The following is an 18,339-nucleotide window of genomic DNA, read 5'->3' as shown; positions in this document are numbered from 1 at the left end:
AACCCGTTCAGTTGTCTGGTACAAAATTAAAATTAAACACAGAAATAGACTACTAATTAGCATACTAATTGGTAGTCTATTTTTTGTTGTAATATAGGTGTTTTCAATGAATTTATATCATTATTAGCACTCCAATTAGCAATCAAATCATCAAGCTAACAATTGTTATTGTTATGTGTTAAAATCATGCTAATTAGGTTGTTAATTCCAATGTTAAAAGAGGTGTTAAAATTGAAATTTATTGAACCGAAAAACTTGAAAACGACTAAAGTGGATTGGTCACTTCCCCAAAAGACTATTCGTTTAGTTGAACATTACGCAGAATATACAGGTTATTCGGAAGAAGAAGTTGTATCGCAATTCTTGAATAATTTACTTCTTGATACAAATTTCAAAGAGCATATTAAAAAGAAACGAAACAACAGAAGAATACTGAAAGATTTGGAGTTGAACGAAAATGATTTATAAGGAGCTTTTCCCATCCAATCTTCGCTCTATTGAAATTGATTCACCTGTTTCGGATGACGAATTGAAAAGTCGCAATCTTGAATACGACAATTTAACGCCCAAAAAATTCAATACACTTAGAACTAAGAACGCTTTTAAATCTGTTACATTTAAATACAAAGGAATAATACATGAAATTCAATTTAACGCTTGTACAAACCCTTTATGTAAGAATTACGGTCTGCCACAGGAACGATTTGAAATTAAATCAAAACCTTATCGCTATAAAATATCAGGAAGTAGTAGAGATGCCCATTTTATTAATTGTAATCCAGAACGTGTTGACCTTACTTCTCCCCCAATAGACAAATGCTCAACAACTGCTATATCAAATTGGTCTGTTGCAGAAGAAATTGAACGATTAATTAGAATTAATTCCCTCCTACCAGTAACAAAAGAGTACGATTTTCACAAACCTGTTTGCCCAAATGAACATCATACACCTAAATCAAATCTAAATGCTTTTTATAAACGTGGTAAAAATTCGGCTAACTCTCAACGCTATCAATGTAAAACATGCAAAAAGATTACAAGTGTACTACCAAACAAAAATGAGAATTTAAAGTTTAATCAAAAACGAAATGAAGTATTGCCTACATTTGCTAAACTGCTTGTTAATAAGGTTCCTATCAATCGAGCTTGTGAAATATTAGAAATCGCTAAAGGGACGTATTATCAGAAATTAGAATGGCTATATAGGTGTTGCCTTGAATTTTTGGAAACACACGAAACGAAAAAATTAGCGAAAACCGAATTCCCCGAAATGTGGATTACAACAGATAAATTGCACTATGTTTTAAATAATGTATTGAAAAAAGGGAGAGGAAGGAACAGAGGTACTGCAATTGAAGATAAACAATTACCAACTTATATTGTTGCTTCTGCTGATAAAGACTCTCGATATGTATTCCGTTCAGATTTATGTTTTGACTGGGACATTTCCTTAGAGGACATTGTTTCAAATACTAAGATTTATAAGGATGACCATTTAGCAGGTTATTTAAGAAGATATGAACGGTTTGGAAGATATGGAGTTTCTCCAATTGTACCTACACTAAATGACACACAAACGAGAGCAGAATATATGAAGGATTTAGAACAGTTTGATTTGAGGAGTAATTTTGTAGATGGTCTTCACGTAGGACAAACCTATACAAGTATTGCCCATTTTTGGTTGATAAAAAAATTGGTAAAAGTGAAGAAATGGAGATTTATCTCCGATGAAGACGACTCATTAAAGAAGTCCATCTTTAGCGTTTTTAAAGAGGAAATCAAAATTAAGAACGGTCATTACTTCCTTTGTTTAACTGATAAAAATTTAACGAGAAAACAAGCGAAAGACTTATACTTACAATCTATTTCAGAACTTAAACATTGGGCAAAAGCAAAAGGTTATACCTATCGTAACCTTGAAGAACTCGCAGTTTGGTATTTGGAAGAAGAACTTAAAAAACACCAATTCCAAGAAAGGAATGTCGCACCAAATAGTGAAATTTATTATAAGCAACTAAGAAATAGGATAGACCATCCAATCCCATCAAAGGACAGAGGAAATCGAAAACTGGATGTAATAACTGACCTTAATCATTTAACAGAATATCAACTTGCATCTGCACTTGTAAGAGTGAATGATAATGCCATTAATGCTTTTTTTCAGACTGTACGTAGAAGGTTATCTATTTTAGAAAGACCCCTCGTTACTGCTCGTGGAGATGGCAAAAGTTATATTTATGCAAATTTTAACCCGAAGTATTCTCAAATGGCGATTACCATTCTTCGAACATACTATAACTTCTGTCTGACTTTTAAAACGAATGGAAAGAATCAAACACCTGCTCAACGACTTGGAATAGCGTCTAAGGTGTATTCTTGGGGGGATATTATTTATAAACGGTGAAATAAAAAGAGGGGAGATTTAAAATTCATATTGCACCTCTTTGCGATTTAATTTGGCTTACAACATAATGTGTACACATTGGTTTGTTGAAAATGCCTAAGTAATGTTTTTTTCTTTGAAATCAATTCTTATTCACTTTTTACTTAGGCTCTATTTAATAGAGCTGCTCTTTTTATACCCAAAAAATGCACTTTATAAAAATGGAATATTAATAAAATGGTAATATATAATGAAAAAAGTTACTTTAGGAGGTGGAGAAATATGTCACCAGTTATTATAGGTATTATACTAATTTTTTTAGGTCTTTGTTTGATTCCGTTTGGGTATTCCGATTTTAAAGAAGAATTGAAAATGGTCAAAGAAGAAACCTCTATTTTTAAACGATTTATTGTGTATGTTTTGACTTTCATTGGTTTTATAGATTTAAATAGTTATTTAGGTTGGATACTTAGTTTGGCATTACTATTAGTATTTAGTGGTGGAGCATTTATTTTCTTATCGATAGTGCCATAGATATTTTATATTAAGAGGATATGGGATATATTTCATTTTTACAGGAACAAAAAAACGTATTTGATATTTTGTCGAATACGTTTTTATTGATTAAAAATAATATTGTTAAGCAGAGCCTTTTTATTTAAAAACAGGATAGATGTAAGCAGGTGTAATACCTGTTCATCTATCCTGTTCCTTATATATTATATGGATGTGTGACATTATAATTGAATATTTAATGATAGGTTTTTGCAATTGTTTTCTTGACTTTTAATAAAAATCGATGAACAAAGCCCTTTATGTGCGGAAATTATCGCTAATTACACTTTTAATTAGTATGTCAATTAAGGGGATAATCTAAGTTCCAAATTATTGCTAATTTGACTGTTATTTCAAATGTTTGTACCACTAAACTGAACGGGTTACGTTAATCGACTAGCTTCTTTTTAAATAATGTATTGTTTTTAGGCATTTACATTTTTTTCGTTTTCAAGCATCTTATGTAAATACTCAATAATCTCTCGAATGCCTTCCAATGAATTTACTAATATTTTTGGATCTACACATGTGATCATCCGATTTTCTAAGTTTGCAACAGCAGTAAAGTAGCGAGTTTTTGAGTAATTTACAAGACCTACTTGTTGGATTTCTGATGGGGAAAAATTTAAGATTTCCTTTGCTTCATCCACAACTAATGCAAAATTAACTATGTCGGTGTTTAACACGATCATCCGACAATGTTCCCCCATACTTTGTTTATTGTAGAGAATTCGATTAAAGTCAATGACCGGAATTAACTCCCCTCGAACCCTAGCAAAACCTAATAAATAATTAGGTAAATGAGGAATCGGCGTAATCCTTCCTATTTTTTCAATCGATACCACTTGTTCAACAGGAACTGCATAGTCTTCGTTACCACAACGGAATATTACGGTTTTTTCGAACGCCATAACTTCACCTCTCAAAATGAGTTATTTTGTAGAACATTTTACTATTTCAACTAATAAATCGGCTAATTTTTCTAACTCTTCAATAGGCATTCGTTCATTTGTCGTATGAATTTCTTCATAACCGACAGAAAGGTTTACAGTCGGAATACCGAAACCTGAAATGACATTTGCATCACTTCCCCCACCTGATTGACCAAGCACTACTTCTCGTCCAATGTTTTGTACAGCTTGCATTGCCACTTGTACCACTTTATCTTCTTCAGTTACAGAAAAACCTGGATACATTAGTTTTACGGAAACTTCAGCACGGCCACCTAAGTCTTTTGCCACCTGCTCAAAAGTTTCTTTCATATGTGCAACTTGGTCATCTAGTTTTTCTTTAAATATTGAACGAGCTTCGGCTAAGATATAAACTTCATCACAAACAATATTTGTAGCCTTTCCACCTTCGAAACGGCCAATATTTGCTGTTGTATCTTCATCAATACGGCCAAGTTTCATCTTTGCAATAGCTTTTGAAGCAAGGGTGATAGCTGAAATTCCTTTCTCTGGCGCAACTCCAGCATGGGCAGTTTTTCCATAGATTGTTGTTTCAATTTTTGCTTGGTATGGCGCTGCCGTAACGATGCCACCTACTTTACCATCGCTATCCACTGCAAAACCATATTTTGCAATAATATGTTCTGAATTTAATTCTTTCGCACCAGCTAATCCACTTTCTTCACCTGCAGTAATGATGAATTGAAGTGTGCCATGTTCGATATTTTGTTCTTTTAATCGGCGTGCCATCTCAAATAATGCTGCCATTCCTGCTTTATCATCTGCACCTAAAATGGTTGTTCCATCTGAATAAATATAGCCATCTTCACGAATTTCTGGTTTAATACCGACACCAGGTACCACAGTATCCATATGCACAGTAAAATAAATTGGTTCGACTTCTAAAGTGCCCTTTAATGTTGCAATAATATTCCCTGCACCGTGACCGTTACGAGTATGTGCATCATCTTGAAATACTTCAAAACCCATCTCTTCTAACTTTTCCACTAAAATAGGTGCAATTATTGCTTCATTTTTAGTTTCTGAATCAATTTGCACCAATTCTAAAAATTCGTTTACTAAACGGCTGTTCATTTTGAAAGACTCCTTTATTTGTTTATATTTCCTTATTTTACGCCTCTACAACAATGAAAACAACCATGTTACATCGCGAGAGCTAGAATGTCCTTTTTCGTTTGATGAACCGTTTGTAATTCTTGTTTTACGATTTTCTTCTTTTCTGCTAATCCGTTCATCGTATTTCGAACATCACCTAACACCCTTGAAATTTGCTCTTTGGAAGATGATATTTTCGAATGGACAGACCATGCAGAAAATATATCATCAAAGAAATAATCAGCAAACCTTACGAAACCATCTGTGTTAACATCGAGGTGTCTTGTGCTCATTTCTTGAATATCTAATAATTCATTTTTAAATCTTTGTAGTTCTATTTGCACTCTATGAATAGCAGATTCTGACTCATCTAATTTTTCGTATTTCAAATGGGTAGCAATCATTCCACCACCTAAGAATGTATCCCAAGTCGAATAAGTACTAGCAGATTCTAATGATTCAAATGCTGTATAGAGCGCTTTAATTGCATTATTACCAGCAGCCTCAGCCTCCTCAATTTCTTTTTCTAATTTTTTGCAATTATTTTCTTTTGTTTCAAGTTGAGATAATTGTTCAGCTAACGACGGTTGATGATTGTTAATCCACATTTTCTTTTTCTTTGTAATCTCTTCATAATGATTCAACATTGCCTGTTCGTCTTTTTGAGATAATTCATTGTTAATCGCTTCTAAATCCTTTAGGAAATCCTTTTTAATTAAAATTGCTTCACATAATCTAAGCTCGATCGTTGCTGCTTTATCAATTTTTTCAGCACGTAATTCTTCTTGTTTTCCTGTCCAGTTACGATATAAATTAATAAATGAAAAATGGTCTAATTTTTTTAGTTTTTCTCGTAATTCTTTCAATTGATTTTCATTATCCGTAATTTCTCGCTCTACTTTTTCTATTTGGTCCGAAAGTACAATCTTTTTCGTTTTAAGTTTTTCTAATTTCTTTAATTCTAAAAATATCACTTCTTGTTTTTGGGTTAATAGTTCAAAATTCATTTACATTCCCCTCCTATCTATTCTTACGATTTATATTGGAAATTGTTTCAAATAAAAAGAGCTGCCCAGGGTTTAGGACAACTCTTTTTGTATTATTAAAGAGGAATATTTCCGTGTTTTTTGTTTGGTCTTGATTCTTCTTTTTTATCTAACATATCTAATGCTTGAATTAATTTAATACGAGTATCGCGTGGGTCGATTACATCATCCACCATACCACGAGATGCTGCTACATAAGGGTTTGCAAACTTCTCTTTATATTCTTCGATTTTAGCCGCGCGAGTCGCTTCAGGATCAGCTGATTTTGCAATTTCTCCTGCAAAAATAATGTTTGCTGCACCAGCTGCACCCATAACAGCAATTTCTGCATTTGGCCAAGCAAATACTAAGTCCGCACCAATTGATTTGGAGTTTAAAGCAACGTATGCTCCACCGTATGCTTTACGAAGGATGACAGTGATTTTTGGAACAGTTGCTTCTGAGTAAGCATATAAAATTTTTGCACCGTGACGAATGATTCCACCGTGTTCTTGTTTAACACCTGGGAAGAAACCAGATACGTCTTCAAATGTGATGATTGGAATATTGAAAGCATCACAAGTACGAATGAAGCGTGCTGCTTTATCTGATGAATCGATGTCTAAACCACCAGCTAAAGCTTTTGGTTGGTTACATACAAGACCTACTGATTCACCAGCAATACGTGCAAAACCTTTTTCGCGAACTCAGAATGAACTTCCATAAATGACCCTTCATCAACTACTTGTTCTACTACTTTACGAACATCGTAAGGTTTAGTAGGTTCGATTGGAACATAATCGATGATATCTGGACGATAATCATCACCCTCAGGCTTCGGATATTTTGGCGCTTTTTCTTTATTGCTTTGTGGTAAGTAACTTAATAGTTTGCGAATTTGTTCAATTGAATCCTCTTCAGAAGGAGCACGGAAATGAGCATTCCCACTAATCGTGTTATGTACTTTTGAACCACCAAGATCTTCGGAAGAAATTTTTTCACCAGTTACCGTTTCAATAACTTTTGGTCCAGTAATGAACATTTGTGAGGTTTTATCCACCATTAAAATGAAATCTGTAATTGCTGGTGAATATACTGCTCCACCTGCACATGGCCCCATAATTACTGAAATTTGTGGAATCACACCTGAATAAATTGCGTTACGATAGAAAATGTGTCCGTACCCATCTAGTGAAAGTACCCCTTCTTGAATACGAGCACCACCAGAGTCATTAATACCGATAAATGGTGTACCATTTTTTGCAGCTAAGTCCATTACAGCTGCAATTTTCATTGCGTGCATTTCACCAAGCGCTCCACCGAAAACTGTGAAATCTTGTGCAAATAAATAAACATTACGTCCATTTACTTTACCAAAGCCTGTTACAACACCGTCACCAGGTCCAACTTGTTTATCCATACCAAAGTCAGTAGTTCGATGAGTAATGAAAGGATTGATTTCAACAAATGTACCCTCATCTAGTAATAAATCAATTCGTTCACGAGCAGTTAATTTACCTTTTTCGTGTTGTTTTTCAATTCGAGCATCTCCCCCACCAAGCTCGATTTCACGCTTACGATCATACATTTCATTAATTTTATCGAACATATCCATTTTTACTGATCCCCTTTTCCACTTTTATCGCATAGCTCGTATAAAACCCCATATGAATCTTTCGGGTGTAGGAATGCAACCTCTGCTCCACCAGCACCTGGCTTTGGTTCATCTGATAGGATTCTTACACCTTTTTCTCGTAACTCTTGCATTCTTTCACGAATACCTGTTACACCAAAAGCAACGTGCTGTATTCCTTCTCCGCGCTTTTCAATATGTTTATAGATTGCGCTATCTTCACTTGTTGGTTCCAATAACTCAAACTTTACATTGCCTGCATCAATAAATGCCACTCGTACATTTTGTGATGGAACCTCTTCTATTTTTAATAACTTTAACCCCAATGTTTCGGTATAATATGTAATACGTTCATCTAGGTTTTTAACAGCAATACCAATATGATCCACTTTTTTCATTGTGACACCCCTTCTGTTATAGTACATATCTATTGTAACGAATTTAAAAACAACTCGCTACATACTTGAGAAAATTTTCAAATTTGATAAACTAAATCTAAGAAAAGAAGGAGAGTACGAGCATATGAGTAATAAAAAGTTTCAAAAAATAGTTGTATATTGCATGATAGCCATAATGGTCATTTCAACATTAGCATTCGGTCTATCATTCTTCTAAATCTTTATCTTTGCGATTACTGTTACTTGGTAATCGCTTTTTTCTTTTAATTCCTTTGAAGGATTGCTTAATCACTAAATATTCATCCATCTCTTCAATAAATTGATATAGTGAGGCCATTGCCAGAAACTTTTCATGGTTTTCAGGTAATGGCATTTGAGCAAACTCTAACTTTACATCTTCTAATTTACTTCTGAATTTTTTGGCAGTATTACCTGAATGAACGTTATTTGACAATTCCTCCATAAAATCCGCAACAAGTTCTGCTTGTTGTACCATAACAGGGAGAGTTGTAATTTTTGGCAACACTCTTTCAATAATTTCTAGCTGCTTTTCTCGCATATCAAAATATAAATAATATTGATTTTCTTTTCTTGTTAAGTGGTTTTCAACATCTTTAAAGGCGAGTGATTTTGCTTTATTTAACAAATTAACCGCTTCAATAATCTCTTTTCCATCCCAAGAAGTATCACCATTGCGCAAATATTTGACAATTTCTGAAAATATCGAACGGTATAATCCCTCTACTTGTACAATGTAGTGATCCAATTCTTTTTGAAAATCGCCCATATACATGTTTACCGCAAGACCTGTTCCAAAACCAATTGCCATTAAAGCAAGCTCATTTAGCAATAAATTAATAGTAAAATTACCCTCATTATAAATGTGCATCATGATAACAACGCTTGAAATAAACCCGGTCGAAACTTTTAACGAAACAATTGTTGGAATGAATAATAATAACATTATGCCTAAAACAATCGGATAATAGCCAAAAGTTTCTAGGGCTATGAAGGCAAAAATCATCCCGATGATACTCGCCACAACTCTAGTATAAACGGCATGTACAGATTTCTTTTTCGTCGTTTGAACGCAGAGAATTGTTAAAATGGCAGCTGAACTAGAAAAATGTAAGTTAAAGTATCCAGCAATAAATAACGCAATTGATGCACCGACTGCGGTTTTAATTGTTCGATAACCAATTTTAAACTTCTTTATAAAAGTTCCTCCTTAATCAGTGCCATTTACATCGTTGTTTATAAAAGAAAGGACATGTCCTTAAAGCGTTATACTTTAAGGACGTGTCTTTATTTTAAAAATTAAACTTCTTCACAATACTCTTCAAAGTTTGCCTGTAAGTTTGTTATAACAGACATTGGGTCGTGACCTTCTATCTCATGACGACCAATATCCGCTACTACTTTTCCATCCTTTAAAAGTACAAAAGATGGAGAAGAAGGAATATGATCTTCACCAAAGAAGTGACGTGCTGCTGCTGTTGCTTCTTTATCTTGACCAGCAAATACTGTAACTAAATGGTCTGGTCGTTTATCATAATGAACTGCATTCGCTGCTGCTGGACGAGCAATTCCTCCTGCACAACCACATACAGAGTTCACCATTACAAGTGTAGTACCAGGACGAGCAAATGCTTGTTCTACCTCTTCTGGAGTACGCAGTTGTTCATACCCTGCAGACTCAATTTCAGTACGTGCTGTTCTTTTAATTTCCTCCATAAATAAATCATAATCCATATTCATAATTTATCGCTCCTTTCAACTACCCATTTTAACATAAACATCCTGCTTTTCATGTTAAAAACACTCATTCACTCTATTTAAGAAAATAACTTTAACACACCTTGCGTTACTGTTATTTCACCCTTTAAAATGGCATTTTCAAGTGTTTTTACTTGAGTCTTTTTATCACGATCATTGAAAAATGAGTCGATTAAATGGTCGACAATCATGGATTGGAACCATTCACGGGTCTGTTCTAATCTTCTTGTTTCCCAATAAGATGACTCTTTGATTGTCTTTTCGAACTGACAAATCATGTCCCATGCTTCCTGTAAACCTGTTTTTTCAAGAGATGATGCGGGAAGCGCTTGACTCATCCAACCAGGAGTAGCCGGTTGTAGGAAATGTAGGATTTGCATATATTCTCGAACCGTTTTTCTAGCTTTTGGAATATTATCACCGTCACTTTTATGAACAATGATGCCATCAGCTAACTCCATGATGCCTTTTTTCATTCCTTGGAGCTCGTCTCCAGCACCTGTTAACACTAGAAGTAAGAAGAAATCAACCATTCCCCGTACAAAGGTTTCACTTTGACCAACACCGACCGTTTCGATTAAGATAACATCAAAACCAGCTGCTTCACATAAGAGCATCGTTTCGCGAGTTTTTTTATGAACCCCACCTAAAGTCCCGGCACTTGGAGAAGGTCGAACAAAGGCATTTTGATTGCGGCTTAGTTCCTCCATCCTTGTTTTATCTCCTAATATACTCCCTCCTGAAAGAGATGAGCTAGGATCAATTGCAAGTACGGCTACTTTTTTTCCCATATGGCAAAGCATGGAACCGAAAGCCTCGATAAATGAACTTTTTCCCGCACCAGGAACACCTGTTATTCCAATTCGGATACTGTTTCCGGTGTAAGGTAACAGTTCTTGTAGTAAGCTTTGGGCCTGTTCTTTATGCTCCGTATTAGAACTTTCAATAAGGGTGATTGCTTTAGATAGCGAAGTACGAACACCTTCTCGCACTTCGCCAGCTAGTTTTTGAATGTCTACTTGTTGCTGTTTCTTTTTTCGAAACTTTTTAGGTGTTACTTTCATTCCGTCATGGCCACCTTCAACACCAGGCTTTACTTCTAGAGCACTTTTTTCTGGCATTGAATTACGTCCATCCATTATTCTGTCACTTCCTCGTAACCTAATCGTTTGTAGATTTCCTCAATAATTTTAATTGCTGAAACTGGGATTACTGAACCTGGACCGAAAATCGCAACAGCCCCAGCATCATATAAATATTGATAATCTTGTGCAGGAATAACGCCACCAACAATGACGATAATATCTTCGCGACCAAGTTTTTTCAGTTCTTCTACAAGCTCAGGAACTAATGTTTTATGTCCTGCTGCTAAAGAAGATACACCAACACAATGAACATCATTTTCAACAGCCATTTGTGCTGCTTCTTCTGGTGTCATAAATAGTGGGGAAATATCAACGTCAAAGCCTAAGTCCGCATAGCCTGTTGCTACTACTTTTGCTCCACGATCGTGTCCATCTTGTCCCATTTTTGCAACAAGAATACGCGGGCGGCGACCTTCATTTTCAAGGAACTCTTCTGTCATTTGTTTTACTTCTTGGATGAGTTCATCATCTGAGAAGTTTGAAGAATATACGCCAGAAATCGAACGAATGATTGCTTTATGACGACCTGATACTTTTTCAATTGCGTCTGAAATCTCACCTAATGAAGCACGAGCACGAGCCGCATCTACTGCAACAGCAAGTAAGTTTTCATCACCTGTCTCTGCTGCATTAGTAAGTCTTGCTAAATGCTTTTGCACTTCTTCTTCGTTACGATTTGCTTTTAATGCATCTAGTCGTTCAATTTGTTTTTGACGAACCAGCGTGTTATCGATATCTAAAATTTCAATTGGTTCTTCAACATCTAATAAATATTTATTTACGCCGACAATTGTTTCTGTCTTAGAATCGATTTTCGCTTGACGTTTTGCCGCAGACTCTTCTACTTTCATTTTTGGCAGGCCTGTTTCGATTGCTTTTGCCATACCACCTAATTCTTCAATTTCTTCAATTAATGCCCATGCTTTTTCAGTTAATTCTTCCGTTAGTTTCTCAACATAGTAAGAACCACCCCATGGATCAATTACCTTTGTCATTCCTGTTTCTTCTTGTAAGAACAATTGTGTATTACGAGCGATACGTGCTGAGAAATCTGTCGGTAATGCAATCGCTTCATCTAGCGCATTTGTATGAAGAGATTGAGTATGACCCATTGCAGCTGCGTTTGCTTCAACTAATGTACGAGTAACATTGTTGAATGGATCTTGCTCTGTTAATGACCATCCTGAAGTTTGTGAGTGAGTACGTAATGCTAAAGATTTTGGATTTTTCGGGTTAAATGTACTCATCATTTGCGCCCAAATACGGCGTGCTGCACGCATTTTTGCTACTTCCATATAATAATTCATACCGATTGCCCAGAAGAATGACAAACGTGGCGCAAAGGAATCAATATCAATTCCTGCTTTTAAGCCTGTTCGTACGTACTCAAGACCGTCTGCTAATGTATACGCTAACTCGATATCGTTAGTCGCTCCAGCTTCTTGAATATGATAGCCTGAAATTGAAATCGAGTTAAATTTCGGCATAAATTTACTTGTATATTCGAAAATGTCTGCAATGATTTTCATCGACATTTCTGGTGGATAAATGTATGTGTTACGAACCATGTATTCTTTTAAAATGTCGTTTTGAATAGTACCTGCCAGCTTTTCTGGTGTAACCCCTTGCTCTTCTGCAGCGACAATATAAAAGGCCATAATTGGTAAAACAGCACCGTTCATCGTCATCGAAACAGACATTTGATCAAGTGGAATTCCATCAAATAAAATTTTCATATCTTCAATCGAATCAATGGCAACTCCAGCTTTACCAACATCCCCTTTAACTCGAGGGTGATCTGAGTCATAACCACGGTGTGTAGCTAAGTCAAAGGCAACAGATAATCCCTTTTGTCCCATCGCTAAATTGCGTCGATAAAAGGCATTGGATTCTTCCGCAGTAGAGAAACCTGCATATTGACGAACTGTCCAAGGACGTGCAACATACATTGTTGGGTATGGCCCACGCGTATTTGGTGCGATTCCTGATACATCATTTAAATGTTTCACATGTTGAATGTCTTCTTTATTATAAAATTCTTTTACTTCAATTCCTTCATTTGTCATAAAGGTTTCTGTAGTTGTAAGTTTTTCTTCTAATAATACTTGTCCAATATTAACTGATTTAAAATTTGGATTTGTCATTGTTGTACCCCCTTCACACTTTCAAGTACCTCGTTTAACTTTTCAACGATATTTTGTCCTGCAAAAATAAAGCCGTTTAGTCCTTTTTCTAACCATTCGGATTGTTCGTCTTTAAATTTACCTGCAGCATCTAGTATTAAGTTTTCAGGTTTTACCGAAAGAAGGGTTGGCACAAGTTCCTTTGTATCTTCATCTTTTGCAGCTACAATGACATAATCGTAATTTACATTTTGTAACCATTCTTTAGCTATTTCTACGGATAAAATTTCTCCTGATTGATCTGGTGTCACACCTGCTGTAGCAAAGAATCCGGCAACAAAATCTGCACGTGGTTTGAAATCTTTTAATTTTCCAAAAGTTAAAATTGCAATTTTTGGTTGAGCTGCATTGTATTTTTCACGTAACTGTTCAAAAGGAATTGGTAAACGTTTTATCGATGCAAAAGTTTCGTTTGTTTCTGCTGGTAATTCATCAACAGGATTTGCGTAAATATTTGTACCAATTAACGATTGTTTACGTGTTTCAACAGCTTTTAATCGGTCGTTATAAACCTCTACAATACTTGCTTGTAATTTACCGGATTCAACGTATGCATCAAATCCACCGAACTCTTCAATTTCTAGGAAAAGTGCCCATGCTTTTTCAACAAATTCCGCAGTTAATGTTTCCACAAAATATGATCCACCTGCTGGGTCTAAAACATTTTCTACTTGTGATTCCTCTTTTAAAACTAATAAAACATTTCGTGCAATACGAATTGATTTATCTGTTGGTTTTGATAAAACATCATGTGGGTGTACTGTAAATGCATCTGCCCCACCAATAAGACCAGAGAAGGCTTCATTACCAGCACGTAGTAAGTTAACATACACATCTAATTTTGAGTAACTACGTAAAGAGTTTTCTGCCACAATTGGTACAGCGATCGGATTCGTAACCCCGTAAGCAGAAGAAAATGCTTTCCATAACACTCTAAATGCACGAAGTTTTGCAATTTCTACAAAGAACTGTGTATCGATTGCAAAGTTTACAAAGAAGTTTTTAGAGAATTGCTCAAAATTATTTTCTTTTACTTGCTTTGCAGCTATTGCTAATGCAATTGCTAATTCTTGTACTGCATTTGCACCTTCATAATGATATGTAACAGTATTCGCACAGAAAGTACGGACATTGTCAAAATCATCTAGTTCAACTGGTGAATCCGAGATGATAAATCCATTCACTTTTTCTTTGTCAGCTTGTTCGAATTTATTAAAAACTTGTAAAAGGGAGTCGTTTTTATTTTGAACAATAAATTTAAAAGGATATTCAATTAAATAGCTTGCTAACTTTTGAAGATTTTCTTCTTCCCATTTGAAAGTTGTACGGCTATCAATTGTTATACAATTATTTCCTCTTTCAATACTATCTTGTAATCCTGCGAAAAATTGTTCCGCAGTATCTCCAAAAATCTGTTGAGCAGCTAGCAATTGCTCCGAACTTTGAAGTGAACGAATCGTTGCGATTTGCTTTTCTAAATCTTCACCAAGTTTGTCCACCAACATACTTTGTGTATAAAGTGGTGATAGTGTTACGTCTTCTGCAAGATTTGTGAAGAGCGTTTCAAATGGTTTCCCCTTTAATGCTTTTATTGCTTCTTCTTTCCATTGATCATAACTTGCTGTCTGAAATTCGATATCTTTCATTTGAATTGACATAAATTCGCTCTACAGCTTCCCCCTTTAATAAAGATAATTTTATTCTACATTAGAAACCACGACCAATAAAGCAAAAAAATAACGGAAACCTTTATATATAAGGCTTCCGTAGCTGTTTAGTAAATTGAAAAATCTTTATAATTTGCTTTTTCGAGGATATCTTTCACTTTATTTAGAAATTTCCCACAAATCAATCCATCTAAAATTCTGTGATCTAAAGATAAACATAAATTTACTATATCACGGGCAGCAAACATATTATTATTCATTATTATAGGTCTCTTTACAATAGATTCAACTTGTACGATTGCAGCCTGCGGGTAATTAATAATGCCCATGGATTGTACAGACCCAAATGACCCTGTATTGTTTACTGTGAATGTACCACCTTGAATATGTTCAGATCGCAATTTTCCTGTTCTAACAAGTAATGATAACTCATGAATTTCTCTCGCAATGCCCTTTACAGTTTTGTCATCGGCATTTTTTATAACAGGAACAAATAATGCATCTTCTGTTGCAACGGCAATCGAAATATTGATATCCTTTTTTTGGATAATTTTTTCTCCTGCCCATACCGAATTCATTTGTGGATATTCTTTTAATGCCTGTGCTATCGCTTTTACAAAAAATGCAAAGTACGTTAGATTAAAGCCTTCTCTTTCTTTAAACTCATTTTTTATACGATTTCGGTAGGCCACAAGCTCCGTTACATCCACCTCCATCATCATCCATGCATGAGGTACTTCCTGTTTACTTCTCACCATATTGTTCGCTATCGCACGACGTATTGGTGTTACAGGGATTTCTAGATCATGGGTTGATGTACTTGTCGGAACAAACGTCTCTTGCAAAGAATTATCTTGTTTGTCCACATTTTTTGGTTGTTGAACTTCTTTTTGAGTTTGTGGTATTTGCCCAGACTCGATATAGTGTAGAATATCTTTACGGGTAATACGCCCTTCTAGCCCGGTACCTTCAATAAGCTGTAGATCTATATTGTGTTCCTCTGCAAGCTTAAGTACTGCTGGAGAGTATCGCTTTTTTTGACGCATTTCATTAGTGGGTTGCTTCATACTGCCTGCATTCAAAATTGCTGTACTAATGTTTGACTTTACCTGTGTTGGCTCTGCTTGTTTCTCATCGTTTACTTCTACCGTACAAACAACAGCTCCAACAGGCAGAGTCTCTCCCTCTTTTGCAATCAGCTCTGTAATTACTCCAGTAAAAGAAGAAGGGATTTCTGCATTTACTTTATCTGTTACGACTTCAGCTAGCGGATCATATTTATTCACTTTATCCCCTGGTTGAACGAGCCATTTTTCTATTATGCCTTCTGTTACACTTTCTCCTAACTGAGGCATTAATATTTGTTCAGTTGCCACCTAAAATACCCCCTATCGAACTAGAACGCTGCTAAATTTCTCATTGCTTGTTCTATTTTTTCAGGATTAATCATGAAATACTTTTCCATTGTTGGTGCATAAGGCATTGCTGGTACATCTGGGCCTGCAAGTCGTTGAATTGGTGCATCAAGTTCGAATAAGCAATGTTCAGCAATTATTGCGGCCACTTCACTCATAATGCTACCTTCTTTATTATCTTCAGTAATTAACAACACTTTTCCAGTTTTACTTGCAGCTTCGATAATTGCTTCTTGATCTAGAGGATAAACTGTACGTAAATCTAAAATATGGGCTTCAATTCCATCCATCGCTAACCGTTCTGCAGCTTGCAGGGCAAAATGAACAGCTAGACCATAAGTAATAACGGTAATATCATCGCCTTGTCGTTTAATATCTGCTTTTCCTATTGGTACTATATAATCATCAGCAGGTACTTCACCTTTAATTAATCGGTAGGCACGTTTATGTTCAAAAAATAAGACAGGATCCTCATCACGAATGGCCGCCTTTAATAACCCCTTTGCATCATATGGAGTGGATGGTATGACGATTTTTAATCCGGGCGTACCTGCAAACAACGCCTCAACCGATTGAGAATGGTAAAGTGCACCATGAATACCACCACCAAATGGAGCACGAACAACAATGGGGCAACCCCAATCATTATTTGAACGATAGCGCATTTTCGCAGCTTCTGAGACAATTTGATTTACAGCTGGCATAATAAAATCAGCAAATTGCATTTCTGCAATAGGACGCATTCCGACCATCGCAGCACCAATTGCAACACCTGCGATTGCACTTTCTGCTAATGGGGTATCAAGGACACGATATTCCCCAAACTGCTCGTAAAGTCCATGTGTTGCTTTAAAAACGCCACCTTTCCGTCCAACATCCTCTCCCAAAACAAAGACACGTTCATCTTGTTCCATTTCTTCTTTCATTGCTAGATTAATCGCTTCAATATAAGAGACTACTGCCATTATCTTTCATCTCCTTCCCAATATACGTACTTCATCGCATGCTCTGGAGTTGCATATGGGGCATTTTCTGCGTAATCTGTTGCTTCGTTGACTATAGCCATAACACGCTCATTAATTTCATTTAATAGTTCATCTGTTGCGACGTTCGTGTCAATTAAGTAATTTTTAAATAAAAGTAGTGGGTCATTTGCTTTTCCTTCAGCAATGTCTTCAGCAGAGCGATATTGTCGATCGTCATCATCTGAAGAATGAGCAGTCAAACGGAACGTAACGGTTTCTATTAAACTAGGACCACCACCACTTCTTGCCCGATCAGCAGCTTCTTTAACTACTTTATATACCTCTAATGGATTTTTCCCATCTACTGTAACTCCTACCATTCCATACCCAATAGCACGATCTGATACTTTTGTACACCCAAGTTGACGTTCGACAGGTACCGAAATGGCGTAATGATTATTTTCTACCATGATGATAACAGGCAATTTATGAACACCTGCAAAGTTAGCACCTTCATGAAAATCACCCTGGTTTGTTGAGCCTTCACCAAGCGTTACAAAGGAGATATAGTCTTTATTTTGCATTTTTCCTGCTAATGCAACACCTACAGCATGGGGAATTTGTGTAGCTACAGGTGATGAGCCTGAAAGAATTCGATTTTTCTTTTGTCCAAAATGTCCGGGCATTTGTCGACCACCTGAATTTGGATCTTCAGCTTTTGCAAATGCAGATAACATTAATTCTTTTGGGGTCATGCCAAAATGAAGTACAACCCCCATATCTCGATAATACGGAGCAATGTAATCTTTTGTATTATCAAGGGCAAATGCCGCGCCTACTTGAGCCGCTTCTTGTCCTTGGCAAGAGATCACGAAAGGAATTTTCCCCGAACGATTTAAAAGCCACATTCTTTCATCAAGCCTTCTTGCCATCAGCATTGTTTCATACATTTTTAACACTTTATCATCTGACAATCCTAATTGTTGGTGATGTAAATTCTCATTTTTCATTTGTTCATCCCCTTTCAAAGCAATCGTATTGTCAAAACTTATATATATAAATCGCTAATAATCGTTGGTTTTACAGTCTTTTATGCAAAAAAACTTGCCACCCCCTGAATTTTGATGT

At 35.8% G+C, this 18,339-nt stretch carries 16 protein-coding genes and 1 pseudogene; 4 read left to right on the top strand and 13 right to left on the bottom strand.

Going from position 1 to position 18,339, the window contains the following annotated elements; all coding sequences use genetic code 11:
* The first annotated feature begins 231 nt into the window (after window positions 1-231).
* From CRO00_RS07100 to CRO00_RS07090, 3 genes are all read left to right on the top strand, one after another.
* The gene (locus CRO00_RS07100; protein WP_097073259.1) at window positions 232-468 is read left to right on the top strand and encodes a hypothetical protein; all 237 of its coding nucleotides are present in this window, start codon (window positions 232-234) and stop codon (window positions 466-468) included.
* Window positions 458-2,404: an insertion element protein gene (locus CRO00_RS07095; protein ID WP_097072990.1), complete on the top strand. Its 1,947-nt coding sequence runs from the start codon at window positions 458-460 to the stop codon at window positions 2,402-2,404. Before CRO00_RS07100 ends, CRO00_RS07095 begins: the two co-directional genes overlap by 11 nt.
* A 261-nt stretch (window positions 2,405-2,665) precedes the next feature.
* The gene (locus CRO00_RS07090) at window positions 2,666-2,917 is read left to right on the top strand and encodes a hypothetical protein (RefSeq protein ID WP_097072989.1); all 252 of its coding nucleotides are present in this window, start codon (window positions 2,666-2,668) and stop codon (window positions 2,915-2,917) included.
* Window positions 2,918-3,363: 446 nt separating this feature from the next.
* On the opposite strand, the gene CRO00_RS07085 is transcribed toward CRO00_RS07090, so the two are convergent.
* From CRO00_RS07085 to mce, 5 genes and pseudogenes are all read right to left on the bottom strand, one after another.
* Window positions 3,364-3,849 (bottom strand): chemotaxis protein CheW, encoded by a 486-nt coding sequence (locus CRO00_RS07085; RefSeq protein WP_097072988.1) that lies wholly within the window; start codon window positions 3,847-3,849, stop codon window positions 3,364-3,366.
* A gap of 21 nt (window positions 3,850-3,870) precedes the next feature.
* Window positions 3,871-4,983 (bottom strand): M20/M25/M40 family metallo-hydrolase, encoded by a 1,113-nt coding sequence (locus CRO00_RS07080; RefSeq protein ID WP_097072987.1) that lies wholly within the window; start codon window positions 4,981-4,983, stop codon window positions 3,871-3,873.
* Between the two features lie 68 nt (window positions 4,984-5,051).
* On the bottom strand, window positions 5,052-6,011 hold the full coding sequence (locus CRO00_RS07075; RefSeq protein ID WP_097072986.1) for a hypothetical protein: 960 nt from the start codon (window positions 6,009-6,011) through the stop codon (window positions 5,052-5,054).
* A 95-nt stretch (window positions 6,012-6,106) separates the two neighbouring features.
* Window positions 6,107-7,644, bottom strand: a pseudogene (locus CRO00_RS07070) (acyl-CoA carboxylase subunit beta).
* A gap of 2 nt (window positions 7,645-7,646) precedes the next feature.
* The gene (gene mce, locus CRO00_RS07065) at window positions 7,647-8,060 is read right to left on the bottom strand and encodes a methylmalonyl-CoA epimerase (protein WP_097072985.1); all 414 of its coding nucleotides are present in this window, start codon (window positions 8,058-8,060) and stop codon (window positions 7,647-7,649) included.
* Window positions 8,061-8,184: 124 nt separating this feature from the next.
* Between mce and prli42 the strand changes: the two genes are divergently transcribed.
* Window positions 8,185-8,277, top strand: a complete 93-nt coding sequence (prli42, locus tag CRO00_RS20095; protein ID WP_153062698.1) for a stressosome-associated protein Prli42 — start codon at window positions 8,185-8,187, stop codon at window positions 8,275-8,277.
* Here prli42 and CRO00_RS07060 read toward each other — a convergent pair.
* The 8 genes from CRO00_RS07060 to CRO00_RS07025 all read right to left on the bottom strand — a co-directional run bounded on the left by CRO00_RS07060 (window position 8,266) and on the right by CRO00_RS07025 (window position 18,221).
* Entirely contained in the window at window positions 8,266-9,276 is a 1,011-nt protein-coding gene (locus CRO00_RS07060; protein WP_097072984.1) for an aromatic acid exporter family protein, read from the bottom strand. The genes prli42 and CRO00_RS07060 overlap by 12 nt on opposite strands.
* 101 nt (window positions 9,277-9,377) lie before the next feature.
* A complete protein-coding gene (locus CRO00_RS07055; protein ID WP_097072983.1) occupies window positions 9,378-9,818 on the bottom strand; it encodes a BrxA/BrxB family bacilliredoxin in 441 nt (146 codons plus the stop codon).
* A 77-nt stretch (window positions 9,819-9,895) separates the two neighbouring features.
* Window positions 9,896-10,975, bottom strand: coding sequence for a methylmalonyl Co-A mutase-associated GTPase MeaB (meaB, locus tag CRO00_RS07050; RefSeq protein WP_097072982.1), 1,080 nt, complete (start codon window positions 10,973-10,975; stop codon window positions 9,896-9,898).
* The gene (scpA, locus tag CRO00_RS07045; protein ID WP_097072981.1) at window positions 10,975-13,125 is read right to left on the bottom strand and encodes a methylmalonyl-CoA mutase; all 2,151 of its coding nucleotides are present in this window, start codon (window positions 13,123-13,125) and stop codon (window positions 10,975-10,977) included. Before scpA ends, meaB begins: the two co-directional genes overlap by 1 nt.
* Entirely contained in the window at window positions 13,122-14,822 is a 1,701-nt protein-coding gene (locus CRO00_RS07040; RefSeq protein WP_097072980.1) for a methylmalonyl-CoA mutase family protein, read from the bottom strand. The genes scpA and CRO00_RS07040 overlap by 4 nt, the downstream gene beginning before the upstream one ends.
* Before the next feature lie 116 nt (window positions 14,823-14,938).
* Entirely contained in the window at window positions 14,939-16,207 is a 1,269-nt protein-coding gene (locus CRO00_RS07035) for a dihydrolipoamide acetyltransferase family protein (RefSeq protein WP_097072979.1), read from the bottom strand.
* A 20-nt stretch (window positions 16,208-16,227) separates the two neighbouring features.
* Window positions 16,228-17,211: an alpha-ketoacid dehydrogenase subunit beta gene (locus CRO00_RS07030; RefSeq protein WP_097072978.1), complete on the bottom strand. Its 984-nt coding sequence runs from the start codon at window positions 17,209-17,211 to the stop codon at window positions 16,228-16,230.
* Window positions 17,211-18,221, bottom strand: a complete 1,011-nt coding sequence (locus tag CRO00_RS07025; protein WP_097072977.1) for a thiamine pyrophosphate-dependent dehydrogenase E1 component subunit alpha — start codon at window positions 18,219-18,221, stop codon at window positions 17,211-17,213. The genes CRO00_RS07030 and CRO00_RS07025 overlap by 1 nt, the downstream gene beginning before the upstream one ends.
* Between the last annotated feature and the right edge of the window lie 118 nt (window positions 18,222-18,339).

The organism is Ureibacillus xyleni (genome assembly GCF_900217795.1).
GTDB classification, from domain to species: Bacteria; Bacillota; Bacilli; order Bacillales_A; family Planococcaceae; genus Ureibacillus; species Ureibacillus xyleni.
The sequence above is the reverse complement of the archived record's forward strand: the minus strand, read 5'-3'. Positions and strand labels throughout refer to the sequence as shown.